The 15,026-nt window shown below is 56.4% G+C and carries 11 protein-coding genes; 10 read left to right on the top strand and 1 reads right to left on the bottom strand.

The features are described 5' to 3' along the window. The first annotated feature begins 123 nt into the window (after window positions 1-123). The 4 genes from M0P74_05265 to ilvC all read left to right on the top strand — a co-directional run bounded on the left by M0P74_05265 (window position 124) and on the right by ilvC (window position 5,268). Window positions 124-1,461, top strand: a complete 1,338-nt coding sequence (locus M0P74_05265) for a Gfo/Idh/MocA family oxidoreductase (protein ID MCK9362991.1) — start codon at window positions 124-126, stop codon at window positions 1,459-1,461. 380 nt (window positions 1,462-1,841) lie between these two features. Beyond that, window positions 1,842-3,500 carry a biosynthetic-type acetolactate synthase large subunit gene (gene ilvB, locus M0P74_05260; protein ID MCK9362990.1) on the top strand — a complete coding sequence of 553 codons (1,659 nt, stop codon included), beginning with the start codon at window positions 1,842-1,844 and terminating at the stop codon, window positions 3,498-3,500. An 82-nt stretch (window positions 3,501-3,582) separates the two neighbouring features. Further along, window positions 3,583-4,077 carry an acetolactate synthase small subunit gene (gene ilvN, locus M0P74_05255; protein MCK9362989.1) on the top strand — a complete coding sequence of 165 codons (495 nt, stop codon included), beginning with the start codon at window positions 3,583-3,585 and terminating at the stop codon, window positions 4,075-4,077. Between the two features lie 141 nt (window positions 4,078-4,218). Continuing rightward, the gene (ilvC, locus tag M0P74_05250) at window positions 4,219-5,268 is read left to right on the top strand and encodes a ketol-acid reductoisomerase (protein MCK9362988.1); all 1,050 of its coding nucleotides are present in this window, start codon (window positions 4,219-4,221) and stop codon (window positions 5,266-5,268) included. Between the two features lie 185 nt (window positions 5,269-5,453). Here ilvC and M0P74_05245 read toward each other — a convergent pair whose 3' ends face one another. Continuing rightward, complete coding sequence (locus tag M0P74_05245; protein MCK9362987.1) at window positions 5,454-5,939, bottom strand: zinc ribbon domain-containing protein; 486 nt, start codon at window positions 5,937-5,939, stop codon at window positions 5,454-5,456. 319 nt (window positions 5,940-6,258) lie between these two features. Between M0P74_05245 and M0P74_05240 the strand changes: the two genes are divergently transcribed. The 6 genes from M0P74_05240 (at window position 6,259) to M0P74_05215 (ending at window position 14,864) form a co-directional block, all read left to right on the top strand. Next, window positions 6,259-7,812, top strand: a complete 1,554-nt coding sequence (locus tag M0P74_05240) for a DEAD/DEAH box helicase (protein MCK9362986.1) — start codon at window positions 6,259-6,261, stop codon at window positions 7,810-7,812. 50 nt (window positions 7,813-7,862) lie between these two features. Continuing rightward, the gene (gene typA / locus M0P74_05235) at window positions 7,863-9,668 is read left to right on the top strand and encodes a translational GTPase TypA (GenBank protein ID MCK9362985.1); all 1,806 of its coding nucleotides are present in this window, start codon (window positions 7,863-7,865) and stop codon (window positions 9,666-9,668) included. 173 nt (window positions 9,669-9,841) lie between these two features. Then, window positions 9,842-11,041: an iron-containing alcohol dehydrogenase gene (locus tag M0P74_05230; GenBank protein ID MCK9362984.1), complete on the top strand. Its 1,200-nt coding sequence runs from the start codon at window positions 9,842-9,844 to the stop codon at window positions 11,039-11,041. A 14-nt stretch (window positions 11,042-11,055) separates the two neighbouring features. Then, window positions 11,056-11,475, top strand: coding sequence for an SCP2 sterol-binding domain-containing protein (locus M0P74_05225; GenBank protein MCK9362983.1), 420 nt, complete (start codon window positions 11,056-11,058; stop codon window positions 11,473-11,475). A 12-nt stretch (window positions 11,476-11,487) separates the two neighbouring features. Continuing rightward, window positions 11,488-13,365 carry an aldehyde ferredoxin oxidoreductase family protein gene (locus M0P74_05220; GenBank protein ID MCK9362982.1) on the top strand — a complete coding sequence of 626 codons (1,878 nt, stop codon included), beginning with the start codon at window positions 11,488-11,490 and terminating at the stop codon, window positions 13,363-13,365. A 173-nt stretch (window positions 13,366-13,538) separates the two neighbouring features. Continuing rightward, window positions 13,539-14,864: an ATP-binding protein gene (locus M0P74_05215; GenBank protein ID MCK9362981.1), complete on the top strand. Its 1,326-nt coding sequence runs from the start codon at window positions 13,539-13,541 to the stop codon at window positions 14,862-14,864. Window positions 14,865-15,026 lie beyond the last annotated feature (162 nt).

The raw sequence follows: 15,026 nt of genomic DNA, 5'->3' as shown, positions 1-15,026 counted from the left end.
CCTTATGTTGAAACCCGGCGAGTGTTCTGGCGAGTGTTCTTGACTACGTTAATTGTTTCCCCTATAATATCACAGAAAAACAGTGTCAACATCATTTTCTGCTCATCTCCAGGGGGGAACTTTATGAGCCTGCATGCAAAACTGCAACAACTCGCCGCCAATCATCAAGCAATCCGTGTGGGACTAATCGGCGCCGGAAAGTTTGGTTCGATGTACCTGGCGCAACTGCCCAATATCCCCGGCGTTCATTTAGTCGGCATCGCTGATCTCTCGCCCGAAGGGGCCAAACGCAACCTGGCGCGCGTTGGCTGGAAGGATCAGCAATCCGCTGCCGCATCCTTCGATGACGCGCTAAAAACGGGGTTCACCTGCATTTCCGAGGATTGGGAGGCGCTGGTCAAACATCCGGCCATTGACGTCATCGTTGAATGCACGGGACATCCGCTCGCCGCGGTTGAACACTGCCTTCTCGCTTTCAGGCATGGCAAACACGTCGTCAACGTGACAGTCGAAGCCGATGCCTTTTGCGGCCCCCTGCTTGCCCGGAAGGCTGCGGAAGCGGGGGTGGTCTATTCACTGGCCTTCGGCGATCAGCCGGCCCTGATTTGCGATTTGGTGGATTGGGCAAGGACGTGCGGTTTTCCGGTTGTTGCCGCCGGTCGCGGCCATAAGTGGCTCCCCCACTTCAATCAATCCACGCCCGATACCGTCTGGGGCTATTACGGGCTCACGCCGGAGCAGGCGGCACGGGGCGGCTTGAACCCGAAGATGTTCAACAGTTTTCTGGATGGCTCTAAACCTGCCATTGAGAGCGCCGCCGTCGCCAATGCCACCGGATTGTCTGTGCCCAGCAATGGATTGCTTTACCCTCCGGCCAGCGTTGAGGATATTCCTTATGTAACCCGCCCAATTTCCGAGGGCGGCGTTCTGGAAAAAAAGGGGATGGTCGAAGTCATTTCCTCGCTGGAGGTGGACGGCAGAAAGATCCCTTATGACATCCGCATGGGTGTTTGGGTGACAGTGGAGGCCGAGACAGAATACATCAAAAACTGTTTTGAGGAATACAACGCCCATACGGATCCCAGCGGAAGATATTTCACACTCTATAAGCGCTGGCATCTGATCGGCCTGGAGGTTGGCATATCGGTGGCGAGCGTGGCGTTGCGTAGGGAAGCAACGGGCTCAGCGCAATGCTGGAATGCCGATGTGGCGGCAACCGCCAAAAGCGATCTGCAGCCGGGAACTATCCTCGATGGTGAAGGCGGTTACACCGTCTGGGGGAAATTGCTGCCGGCGCAAAAATCGGTCGCCCTGGGCGGATTGCCCTTGGGACTCGCACATGACGTCAAAGTCATTCGTCCGGTTAAGCAAGGCCAGATGCTCTGCTGGGATGATGTAGCGATGGATGAGACAACACATGCCTACAAGCTTCGTCGGGAGCTGGAAAAACTATTTGCATAGCGCCCCGGAAAACCTTCTTGACAAGCCATTTTCTTTTTGCTATGAAAGACGCCACAAACAGGAACGAAAAGCGAAGATTAATGTTCATAAACGGGAAGAGCCATGAATAATCAGTTTATTAAGAAATCAGAGATTTATCTTAACGCGTTATCGCTTATATCGGGCGTAGTAGTAGTAATTATCCCCGGGAGGGTTGCTGCTCGGCGTCTTTGACACAATCAAATAGAAGATGCGAGCCGCGACCCCGCAAAGGATCGCGGCTTTTTTGTTTTCAGGGGTTGCGGTTCGACAATGGCAAGCAGGGACACGGCATGCCGTGCCCCAACAAGACAAACAGCGTAAACAGAGATTAACAGCTATTGAAAGAAGGGAATTTTAAAATGAAAACCATTGGCGCGGACATTGTTTTACAAGTTCTGGAAGAAGAAGGGGTGGAAGCGATTTTCGGGTATCCGGGGGCCAACACCCTGCCCCTCAATGATCGGCTTGCCGACAGTCACATCCGCCACTACCTGATGCGCCACGAACAGGCGGCGGCGCACGCTGCCGACGGCTACGCCCGGGTAACCGGCAAAACAGGGGTATGCCTTGCCACATCAGGTCCCGGTGCGACCAATCTTGTTACCGGCATTGCCACCGCCTACATGGATTCCACCCCGCTGGTCGCAATCACCGCCCAGGTGAACAGCGACCTCTGGGGCCGGGATGCCTTCCAGGAGACGGACATCATCGGGATTACGATGCCCATCACCAAACACAGCTTCATGGTGCGGGACCCCGAGCAGCTTGCCTCATCTCTGCGCAGCGCCTTTCGCCTGGCCCGCTCCGGCAGGCCCGGCCCGGTTCTGCTCGATATTCCCCGGGATATTCTCGGCGCTCTTGACAGCGGCAACGCACGGAACATTCCGGAAAACACTCCGTTGCCCCATGAAAACGGCGAGGCGCTTGTCCGGATTGCCGAGGCGCTTAATCGCAGCGAACGGCCAATCATCCTGGTCGGGGGGGGTGTCAAGCTTGGCGAAGCCTGCGAACTGGCAACCGCTTTTGTCAAGAAAACCGGCATACCCTTTGTTTCCACGATGATGGGCATCGGTTCGATCATCTCCGGCAACGGCTACGACCTCGGCTTCATTGGCACCCACGGAAACCAACTGGCCAACAGCATGATCCACCAGTCCGATTTCATCCTCGCCTTGGGCTCCCGCTTTACCGAGCGGAGCACCTCCGTCATTTCCAAGTTCGCGCCGCTGGCGTCGGTCGCTCAGATCGATATCGACCCCACCTCGATCGGGAAAAACATCAAGGTCGATTTTCAATGGATCGGTGATATCAAAGACGCCCTTGTCGCTCTTGCCGAACTTGTGCCTCCCCGTGATCGCTCCCAATGGGAAACAAGAATAAACGAGGAACGGGCGCTGTTGGCGGCAAAAGAGGGCGATGACGGTTGCGGGGAGGCGGGTTTGCTGATTCGCAAAATTCAGGCCGCGCTGCCCCAGGACGCGATTGTCATTCCCGATGTGGGACTCAACCAGATATGGACCGTCCGCTCCTGGCAGTGCCTTTCTCCCCGCAGCCTCATTACCACCGGCGGCATGGGGACAATGGGCTTTTCCCTCCCCGCCGCGATCGGCGTGAAAATCGGCGCCCCCGATCGGGAAGTGGTTACTGTCAGCGGCGATGGCGGTTTTTTGATGAATATCCAGGAACTGGCGACGATCAGCTCGTACTGTCTGCCGCTCAAGATCGTTGTCCTCAATAACGGCCACCTCGGAATGATCCGTCAGATGCAGGATTTGTTTTTTGAATCGCGTTTTACGACCTGCGCCCTCGGCGACACGGTTGATCTTGTCGCCGTCGCGCGCGGCTTCGGCATCCCCGCCGAACGGATTCCCGCGCATGGCAACCCGGACGCGGCAATCGCGCGGATGAAAGAGGCGAAAGGCCCCTATCTCGTGGAGGTGGTCATCGATCAGGACACCTACGTCTATCCGATCATTCCTCCGGGCAAGTCAAACGTGGAGATGATTTCCGGCAAATAAACAACGGGACGAAAAGCAAGGGCAGCATCGGCTTTTCGCAAATTCGTCAAACGTGCAGGTATGTAAAGGAGGTTGAAAAATAATGGCAGTTCAGGAACATATCATTTCGCTGCTCGTCAACAACCAGCCCGGGGTGCTCTCCCGGATTGCCGGCGTCTTCAGCAGCAAGGGCTACAATATACGGAGCCTCTGCGTCGCCGAAACCACCAATCCCGATGTTTCGCGGATTACGCTTACCAGCCGGGCGGACAGGGATTTTACCGACAAGATCAAAAAACAGCTCGACCGGCTTGTCGATATCGTTTCGGTGACCGATCTGACCGATATCCCTTCCGTCAAGCGGGAACTGATGATCATCGGTCTGCGCATCAAAGAGGAAAACCGCCAGGAGATTCTCCGGGCAATCGATCTGTTCGGCTGCAAAATCGTCGCGATGGATGAGGATTATCTTATTTTGGAAATTACGGCCAATACTGACAAGACTGCGGCAATACTCAAGTTTTTCGAACCGTTCGGGGTGGAGGAGATGAATCGGACCGGGGCGATTGCCGTTTTCCGACAGCCGCCCGGACGGTAAAAAACGAAAAAACTGGATAGTTTTTTCGAACAAGAGGGACTCCCTGCCGGACGGCGATAGAGGGAGGGAAAAACCTGTGAGAGGTTTTATTTAGGGATATAGCACAGCGAGTGCTTTCCACAACAACGAAAGGAGCAGAATATGGCAAAGATCAATTTTGGCGGCATTTGGGAGGAGGTTGTTACCTCGGATGAGTTTCCTTTGGAGAAGGCACGGGCGGTCCTCAGCGGGGAAACGATCGCGATTTTAGGCTACGGGGTGCAGGGGCCCGGCCAGGCGCTTAACCTTAGGGACAACGGGATTCGGGTGATTGTCGGACAGCGCGAGGGAGGCGCAACCTGGCAGAAGGCCATCCGCGACGGTTTCGTCCCCGGCGAAACCCTTTTTTCGGTAGAAGAAGCGGCGAAGCGGGGGACGATCATCGAATATCTGCTCTCCGATGCCGGGCAGACACAGCTTTGGCCCATTGTCAAACCGTGCCTGACCAAGGGTAAAACCCTTTATTTTTCTCATGGATTCTCAATTACGTACAGCAAGCAGACGGGCGTCGTTCCCCCGGCGGATATCGATGTGATCCTCGTGGCGCCCAAGGGCTCCGGCCGCTCGGTGAGAAACAACTTTCTCGACAAGAGCGGCATCAATTCCAGCTACGCGATCTTTCAGGATGCTACCGGCAAGGCAACGGAAAAGACCATAGCCCTCGGCATCGCCGTTGGTTCCGGCTATCTTTTCCCGACGACGTTTGAGAAGGAAGTCTTCAGCGATCTAACCGGCGAACGGGGCGTTTTGATGGGCTGCCTCGCCGGCGTCATGGAAGCCCAGTACAATGTGCTGCGGAAAAACGGCCACAGCCCGAGCGAGGCGTTCAATGAAACCGTGGAAGAACTGACCCAGAGCCTGATCCGCCTGGTTGCGGAAAAGGGGATGGACTGGATGTACGCCAACTGCAGCACGACCGCCCAGCGCGGCGCCCTCGACTGGAAGGGGCCTTTCCGGGAAGCCGTCGCCCCGACGTTCGAAAAGCTATATGAAAGCGTTCGTTCCGGTGAGGAAACGCGCATTGTCCTTTCGGCAAACAGCGCCCCTGATTATCGGGAAAAACTGGACGCCGAACTGGAGGCGATGAAAAACAGCGAGATGTGGCAGGCGGGCGCCGCTGTCCGCGCGCTTCGTCCGGAAAACCGGAAATAATCAGCGGTTGCTCTATCTGCATGCATGCGTTTATATGAAAATCCTACCCCATCCCCTCTTTGCCAAAGGGGGGCAAGGGGGGATTTTCATGCTTCGTTTTGCCCCACGGGCATGAAGGTTTTTTTGTTAACAGAGGCGCAAGGGTTTTTTACTGTCCATGCGTCTCTGTCCATTTTCGGCGCTAATCAAAGGTCGTACAGGGTTTCGTCAACACGGGGAGCGGGCCTTTTTCTGCCGCTCCCCTTTTTATTGAGCAAGACAGGCTCTTCCGCATCGAGGAGCGAGCCCATCTCCTCTTCGATGCGGTCCGGGTCCTCACCCCGCTCCAGGCGGTTCAGGGCATCTTCCATTCCGTCGCCGAAGGAGATTCCCGCGGCTTCGCTCAGCTTCCTCATCAACTGCGCCGCCTGGCGCGGATCGTTTTCGTCCATTTTCTCAGCCTCGCCGGCCAGCATCGCCATCGCCTTTTCCATCTTCGCCTCGTCGAGTTGCGGCATTTCCTCGCCAAGGGATTCTTCCTTGCCCCTGGATACCTTTGCGAAGAGAGACAGTTGCCGTTTCAGAGGACCCTGGCAGCGCGGGCAGACGGGGGTTGCCTGCGTGTTTACGCCCCGGGAGAAAAAATTAAAGACGGTGTTGCAGTTTTCACAGTAAAATTCATAAATTGGCATATTTTGTGGTTTTCTCCTTTTTCATAATTTCTTAAGTCTTATAGCATAAAGCGGCTATTTCGTGAATTGGTATAAAAATGGAAGGCATGAATCCATTAAAACTAACATTTACAGTCCGCCCGCTGCGGACAAGGCTGGTTTACTGTCTAAATTATACAGATATTCGCAACTTAGGGAGTAAATTACTTGACAATACCCCTCTGCCGGCGTATATCTGCCAAGCGGTTCGGCTGATTATGCGCCGCGGGCCAAGGGAATTTTGAGGTTAACGAACAGGGATAAAGAGATTAATTACGTCCGTGCAGACAGAGGGTGAGAGATGGCAGAGGATTATCAAGAGGAGCAAAATCAGACAGCAAATAGTCAAACAATGGAGTTGGAACAGCCGGCGCGCAATGGCGATGAAGAACAGCCTGAAAATCCGCTGAATGCGTTTGCCCTTTCCGACCTTTCGCCGCGCCTCCAAAAGGCATGCGCGATGGCCGGCTGGACGGGACTGCTTCCGGTTCAGTCCCAGGCGATTCCCTATATCATGGCCGGTCGGAATCTGATGGTGCAGTCGCAGACCGGGAGCGGCAAGACTGGCGCCTTTCTGCTGCCAATCATCGAGAGAATAAATCCGCAGAAAAAGGCGTGTCAGGCGCTGGTGCTGGTGCCGACGCGGGAGCTTGCCCTGCAGGTTTCCCGGGAGGCGGAGCTTTTAACCGGGGGGAGCGAACTCAGAACAGTCGTCGTTTATGGCGGCGTCAAATACGAACCCCAGCTTGAGGGCATACGCGCCGGCGCGCAGCTTGTTGTCGGAACGCCGGGGCGCATTCTTGATCATCTTCTCAAGGGCGCCCTGACGCTTGATAAATTGAGCATTTTCGTCTTTGACGAGGCGGATCGGATGCTTTCTATGGGCTTTTATCCCGACATGAAGAGGATCCAGCAGTTTCTTCCCAAACACCCCCTCAACGGGTGCATGTTTTCCGCAACCTTTTCGCCGTTTATCATCCGGTTGGCCGAGGAGTTTCTCGGCAAGGCGGATTTCCTCAGCCTGAGCCGCGACCACATTCATGTAGCCAATACGTCACACCTTTTCTATATTGTTCAGGGCGTGCAGAAGGAACGGGCGCTGATCAGAATCATCGAGATGGAAAACCCGATCTCGGCAATCATCTTTTGCAATATGCGCTCGACGGTCCATTTTGTCACCGTGGTGCTGAAGCGCTTTGGTTACGATGCCGACGAACTGAGCTCCGATCTTTCCCAGGGGGCCCGGGAAAAGGTCATGGAGCGGCTCCGCAAGGGGGAACTGCGTTTTCTGGTAGCAACTGACGTGGCCGCCCGGGGCATTGACATCCCCGACCTTTCCCATGTTTTTCAATATGAACCGCCGGAGGATCCGGAACTTTATATCCACCGGGCGGGAAGAACCGGCAGGGTGGGGGCAAGCGGCACCGCGATTACGCTTGCGGCCGGGATGGAGCAGTTCGCGCTTAAGGCAATTGCTCGCAGTTTCAACATAACGGATATGGAGGAAAGAAAACTCCCCGAGGAAGAAGATGTCGCGGAGATCGTCGCCCAGCGGGTCATCGCCGGGCTGGAAGCCGATCTCCGGTCGCGCGACAACCTCGAGCGGGAAAGAATGCGGCGCTTCATTTCACTGGGCAGGACCCTTTCCGAAGCGGAGGAAGATTCCCCTCTGATCGCGATGCTTCTGGATGATTACTATAACAAGACGCTGCACATGGCGCCTCAGTCGCCGTCCATAAGCGCGGCGATACCCGCGGCGGTGGCGCCGAATGGCGGCGCAGGCAAAAAACGGCCGAGGACGAGAAAACCCCGGCGCAGTTCCTCCGGGGAAGGGCAATCAGCCGCGCAGCAATAGACAATTTATAAATAAGGAACATACATAAAGGAAGGATTGAAAGAAAGAAAATGAGAAAAGAAAAAATACGCAATATTGCTATCATATCCCATGTTGACCACGGCAAGACAACGCTTGTGGATGGGCTTTTAAGGCAGACCGGCACGTTCCGCGAGAATCAGGTCATCGAGGAGCGCGTCATGGATTCCATGGAGCTCGAAAAAGAGCGGGGAATCACTATCATGGCCAAAAACACGGCGATTCTTTACAAGGATGTGAAGATAAATGTTGTTGATACGCCCGGCCATGCCGATTTCGGCGGCGAGGTGGAGCGGAGTCTCAACATGGTGGACGGGGCGATTCTCCTCGTTGACGCGAGCGAAGGGCCGCTTCCCCAGACCCGCTTTGTGCTGAAAAAGGCCCTTGCGCGCGGGCTTCCGATCATTCTGATCATCAACAAGATAGACCGCCCGGATGCGCGAATCGAGGAGGTGATCAATGAGGTTTACGACCTTTTCATCGATCTCGACGCCACGGAAAAGCAGATTGAGTTTCCGATTCTCTACACAAACGCCAAAAAGGGCGTCGCCCACGTCAAATTGGGGGATGATTCTACTGATATGACCCCGCTGTTTCAGGCGATAGTGAAGTCCATCCCCGGGCCGGAGGCGGACGACACGGCGGTTCCGCAGTTTCTGGTGACGAATCTGGATTACGACTCCTACGTCGGGCAGTTGGCCGTGGGAAGGCTGATGAACGGTGTTCTGGAACTCCGTCAGGCTTATACCCTCTGCGGTGAAAATGGCGCAACACAAGCTGTTAAATTTTCAGCCCTTTATACGTTTGTCGGCATGAAGAAGGTGGCCGTCGAAAAAATAGAGGCCGGCGATATCGCCGCTTTTGCCGGGGTGGAGAATCTGAATATCGGCGACACGATTTCCTCGCTGGAAAACCCCCAGCCCCTGCCGCGAATTAACGTTGATGAGCCGACGGTGTCGATGCTATTTTTTGTCAACAACGGGCCGATGGCCGGTCGGGAGGGGAAATTCCTCACCTCCCGCCATATTAAGGACAGGCTGGAGCGAGAAACCCTGCGGAACGTGGCGATCCGGATCAAGCCGACGGAACGGGCAGACGCCTTCGAGGTTTGCGGGCGAGGGGAGCTGCAGATGGCGATCATCATCGAGACCATGCGCCGGGAAGGGTATGAGTTCATGGTCTCGAAGCCTCGCGTTATCACCAAAATGCAGGGCGGCAAGGAGTTCGAGCCGGTGGAAAGGGTGTTTATCGATGTCCCGGAGGAGTTCATCGGGGTGCTGTCCGAGAAACTGGCGGCGCGCAAGGGGCGGATGGTCAGTCTCGTCAATAAGGGCAGCGGGCGGGTGAACCTCGAATTCATCGTCCCGTCGCGCGGATTGATCGGTTTCAGAAGCCATTTTCTGACGGACACGAAAGGCTCCGGGGTAATGAACACGCTGCTTGAAGGCTACGAGCCGTGGGCCGGGCCCATCCCCCAGCGGCTGACCGGCGCGCTTGTCGCTGACCGCCCGGGGAAAACGACCGCCTATGCCTGCCATGCGATGGCCGATCGCGGCGAGCTGATTATTTCCCCCGGCACGGAGGTTTATGCCGGGATGGTTGTCGGGGAGCGCAACCGCACGGTGGATATTGACGTCAACATCGTCAAGGAGAAAAAGCTGACCAACATGAGGGCTTCGACTTCAGATCAGACGGTAATCCTGCGCCCGGCTCGGCTCATGTCGCTCGATGTGTGCATCGAGTTTATCGCCGAAGACGAGCTGGTGGAGATTACGCCGGGAAGCATCCGCCTCAGAAAGGCCGATCTTTCCGCCCATTCCCGGCCTACGGTAAAATAAAAAATAAAATCTTCAAGCTGATAAGGGAAGAAGAGAATAATATCCGAGGAAACCGACCGTAAGTTTGTATGAAAATCCCCCATCCCCCCCTTTGCCAAAGGGGGGATGGGGGGATTTTCATGCTTCGTTGTGCCCGACACGGGCATGGTGGTTTATACTGATGGAGGTGAAAGATGAAATATCCGGAAATTGCCTTTGAACCTTTTTTTACCTGGGTAAACCGGCCGCGGATCCTGTACGCGCCGGGCGTTCGCAAGGAGATCGGCTTTGAGATGTCGCAACTGGGCGGAACGAGAGTCGCCCTCTTCACCGACCGTGGGCTCGTCAATGCCGGCGTCGCGGAGATGGTCATCTCCGAGGTGAAAAATTCCGTTCTGGAGCTGGCCGGCGTTTTTGACGGCGTCCTTCAGGATGCCCGGATCGAGGTAATCAACGCCGGGGCGGCATTTTACCGCAGTGTCAAAGCCGATTGTCTGATTGCCGTCGGCGGCGGGAGCGTCATGGACACCGCCAAGGCGGTGAACATCATGATCGGCAGCGGCGATCAGGACTTTCAACCCCTTGCCGATCAGGCGGGGCTGTGGGAAGGGGCAAAGCCGCTTGCGCCCCATATCGCCTTTCCCACGACGGCGGGAACCGGCTGCGAAATCACCAGCGCGATGGTTGTCCTCGATACCAAAGCGAAGGCGAAGCTTTCGGTCACACATCCTTACTGCAACGCCGATCTCGCGATGCTTGATCCGGAGCTGACCTTCAAACTTCCCCCCAAAATAACCGCGTTTACCGGGATGGATGCGCTGACCCATGCGATAGAAGCGGCGCTCTCCACCGGCGCGGAACCGATTGTCGACGCACTTTCGCTGCACGCGATCCGCTTGATCTTCAAATATCTGCCGGTGGTGGTGCGCGAACCGGAAAACAGCGAAGCCCGAGGCAATGTGATGCTTGCCAGCACGATGGCGGCAATGGGGTTCGGAAACACGATGACCGGGGCGGTGCACGCCCTGGCCCATGCCCTCGGCGCCCTTTATGGAATCCCGCATGGTCTGGCCAACGCGATCATGCTGCCGCACGTCATGACCTTCAACATTATTGATGAAAGAAGCGAAAAATTCCGGATGATTGCCGACGCGATGGGGATCGAGGTCGGGCAGATGGACCCGCGGACAGCCGCCGAAGCAGCCGTCGCCGCGGTGAAGCAGTTGCTGGCGACGATCGGCTTGACCGAGACGCTGAAGGATTTCGCCGTTCCGACGGACCGGGATGCCCTGCAGCCGCTGGTGGAGCTGGCCGCCGCCGATGGGCAGATCGGCTACAATCCGCGGTATGTTGAGGAAGAAGACATTATAACCCTCTATCAACAGGCTCATTAGAAAGGAGAAAAATCATGCTATACTGGAAGGATTCACAAGAGGCGGTAACCGCAATCACGAAGCTTTTCGCAGGAGTGGCCAATGATCCGGAGCTGGGAGAGTCGATGAAAAAGGTCAATCAGCTCATCCTGTTCGATTATTCTGAAAGCGGACCGGGCTGCGCGATCTGGGTTGACACCCGCAACGGCAAGTACGAATTCGGCGCCGGCGATCCTCCGGGCGCGCCGGATTTGATCATGAGTCTCTCCGCGGATGACGCCCATCTGTCCTGGCTAAACAAGCTCAATCCGGTTATGGCGATCACCCGCAAAAAGATCCGGGTGAAGGGTTCTGCGACCGGGCTCTTGAAGCTGGCCCCGAAGCTCAAAAAGGTTGCCGTTATCTACGAGCAGGTCTTGAAAGAGCTGGGGATGGAAGACAAGCTCGTCAAATAAAGGGGGAGAGCGATGAACGGAAATACCGGGAAGATCATCAACATCAATCTCAGCACAGGTCTGATTGAAATAGAACCGCTGCCCGAGGAGTGGTATCGTCTCTACATCGGCGGCAGCGGACTGGCGGCCAAAATTTTCCAGGAGCGGGGACGGTTCGATCTGGATCCGCTGGATCCGGAGGCGATGCTGATCTTTATGAACGGCCCTTTTGCCGGGTTGAAACTGTCCGGCGCCAGCCGCGGCAGCGTCGCCGGCTGCTCGCCCCTCACCGGACACTGGGGAGATTCCTCCTGCGGCGGTTATTTCGCGCCAGAGCTGCGCTACTGCGGCTTCAACGGACTGGTCATTACCGGCCGGTCGGCAGAGCCCTCCCTGATCCATATCGAAGACAACCGTGTTGCGCTGCTGCCGGCTTCTGAATATTGGGGCCTCGGCACGGAGGAGGCGACCAGACTGCTCAAGGAACGTTTCGGCAAGGGAAGCCGGACGATGACGATTGGCCCGGCCGGGGAAAACGGCATGAAATTAGCCAATATCATTCATGATGGGCACAACGCGGCCGGCCGGGTGGGGTTCGGGGCGCTGATGGGCGCCAAGAACCTCAAGGCGCTTGTCGTTAAGGCGCATAAAAAAGAGATGGCGCTGGCCGATGCGGAAGGTTTTGAAAATCTCCGCGGGGATCTGAACGGGCGGATCAATGAGGCGCTGGCCTCGAACGTTCTGCGCGAAAACGGCACCGCGGCGAATCTGATCGGCGGCGTTTACAGCGGTGATGTCCCGGTAAAAAACTGGACTTCCAATTTCTGGGAGGAGGCAGCGGAAGCGCTTAACGGAACCACCCTGACGGAGAAATATCTGACGCGGCGCACCGGCTGCATGTACTGCGGGATTGCCTGCAAGCGGATCGTCGAGGTGAAGGAGGGGCCGTTTGCAGTGCCCGAAGGAGGAGGGCCGGAATACGAGACAATCGTCGCCTTCGGCGCGCTGCTGGGGTCGCTGGATTTGGCCGCGACCTGCAAGGCCGGGCGGCTCTGCAATGATTTCGGGTTGGATACGATCTCCTGCGGGGCGACGATCGCCTGGGCGATGGAGGCCTTTGAAAAGGGCGATCTTACCCGGGAGGACACAGGCGGGCTGGAGCTGCACTGGGGAGATATGGCGACGGTGATTGATATTTTGTTGCCGGCCATTGTCAAAAAAGAAGAAAAATTGGGCGCCCTATTGGCGGAAGGAAGCCGGGCGGCGGCCGGAAGATTGGGCAGGGGGCTCGCTTACACCGCGCAGAGCAAGGGGCTCGAGGCGCCGATGCATGACCCCCGGGGGGGCGGTTACGGGATGGCGCTGACCTACGCGGTGGGCGCCCGGGGGGCGTGTCATGTCGCCGACCCAATGCTGTTTGTGGAAATGGGCGCCCGCTACTATCCGGAGATCGGCTTCGATTACATCCTGGAGCCGCAGTCGGAGGAAAACAAGCCGGAAGCGGCTGCGGTTTCCGTGGCGCTCGGGGCGATCGAAAACAGCGCCTGCTTCTGCCAGTTTGCCGATGCCGAGGTGACAATTCCGGATTGGCTGGCCCTTTTCAAGACCGTTGCCGGCTATGAGTGGGATGCCGAAGAATTCCTGAATGCGGGTCGGCGGGTTTTCTACCTGAAGCGGCTGATCAACTGCCGCTACGGTTTGAGCGGGAAGGACGATGATTTAACCCCGCGGATGCGGGCGCCGGGAAGCGGCGGCGAGGCGGATGGCGCCCGTTTTGATCTGGAAAAGATGAAGGCGCGTTTCTATGAGCTGATGAAAATAGATCCCGAAAGCGGCCTGCCGACAAAAGCGGCGCTGGCAGATTGCGGCATGGCCGGTGAACTCAACAAGCTTACCGCAGAATGTCCATAAAGCGAAGTTTTCAGGCATGGAAAAACATTTCGCCGTCGGCTCAACCCGATAATAAAATCTCCTTCGTGGGCAAGATCGACAAGAAGAACCTGCGGAAAGAGGCCCAATATAGCACGCTTTGAAAGACGAGACTTTCGTCGTTTTGATGTATCTCAACGGGATAGATCAAAAGAGTGGCAATAATTGTCCTTGCTAACAGGGATGACATATACCATGTTGAACCTATGATCAGCGACAACTTAAAATACGTCATCCGTCAATTCGTCGAAAGGGTTTTGCCGGCCTGCAAACCACGGGAACTGGTTATCCCCACCGGCACCGGCAAAGTTGTCGGTCTGGCCGGCGTCAGGCGGTCCGGCAAGACGTTTCTGTTCTTTGATGCCATCCAGAGGCTGGCATTGCAAGGGGTTGATCGTCGTCGGATCATATATCTGAATTTCGAGGATGACCGGCTGCATCCCATTCAGGCGGAAGAACTGGATCTGATCCTGCGTTCATGGCACGAGCTGTTCCCGGAGATGGTAGGGCAGCACAAGTATCTTTTTCTGGATGAGGTACAAAACGTGACCGGCTGGGAGCGGTGGATACGCCGCCTCTGCGACACGGAAGACTTGGAGGTGTTCATCACCGGAGCCTCTTCGCAGTTGCTAACGCGCGACCTGGCCGCGGCTTTGCGGGGCCGCAGCATTACCCTGGAAGTGTTTCCGCTCTCTTTCCGTGAATATCTGATGTTCCGGGAGATCGAGGTCGTGCCGCACAGCGCCGACAATGAGAGCCGCCTTCGTTATGAACTGGAGTCGTATCTGTCCTGCGGCGGCTTTCCGGAGATCGTGCTGGCCGATGAGGCGTTGCGGCCGTTGATTCTGGAGGAGTATTCGTCTCTGATGCTCTACCGGGACGTGGTGGAACGATATGGGGTGCGCAACGAGAAGCTGATGCGCGATCTGTTGCGGCACTGCTTCCGCAATACCGGTTCGCTCCTGAACGTGAGCAAACTGCACAGGGACTTCGCATCTCTGGGGTATACCGTTTCCAAGAACACCCTCTTTGACTATCTCGGCTATCTGGAGGATGCCTTTCTGATGTTTCTGCAGCCGAAACGGGAAGCCTCGCTCCGGAAGCAGGAGCACAATCCCAAGAAGCTGCATGTGATTGACACGGGACTGATTGCCGCCTATCAGCCGTTTCCGAACCGTGATCTGGGTCACAAACTGGAGACAGTGGTATTCCTGGAGAACCGGCGCAGCCGCAAGGATCTTTTCTATTATGCCAACGGCAGCGAGGTTGATTTGTGCGACGGAGAGGGAAAAATGTTCGTCAATACCTGTTGGAATCTGGCTGATGCTGAAACATTCCGGCGGGAGAAGGCCGCCATGGCGTTTGGTGTCGCCCAATGGCCGGCAGCGGAGGGGCGGCTTCTCTTTCACGAGTACGCGCCCGGACAGGAGCGGGAGGCGCCCGGAGCGCTGGCCGCCTGGAGGTATTTGCTTCGCTTATAGAGAGCAAACCCTGCACATGAAGTGGATACCGGAATCCGGGATGGTACGCAGGGCTCAAACCCGGCGCCGACCGGCACATTCTCAACAGGTCATTCTTCGCAAGCAAGGGCAATTATTGTATAGAAATGCTGGGAGTATTGAAGTGTGGCCTTCGAATGCAAA

The sequence above is a fragment of the Syntrophales bacterium genome (assembly GCA_023229765.1).
In the GTDB taxonomy this organism is placed as follows: Bacteria; Desulfobacterota; Syntrophia; order Syntrophales; family UBA5619; genus DYTH01.
This window is presented reverse-complemented; position numbering and strand designations above follow the sequence as displayed.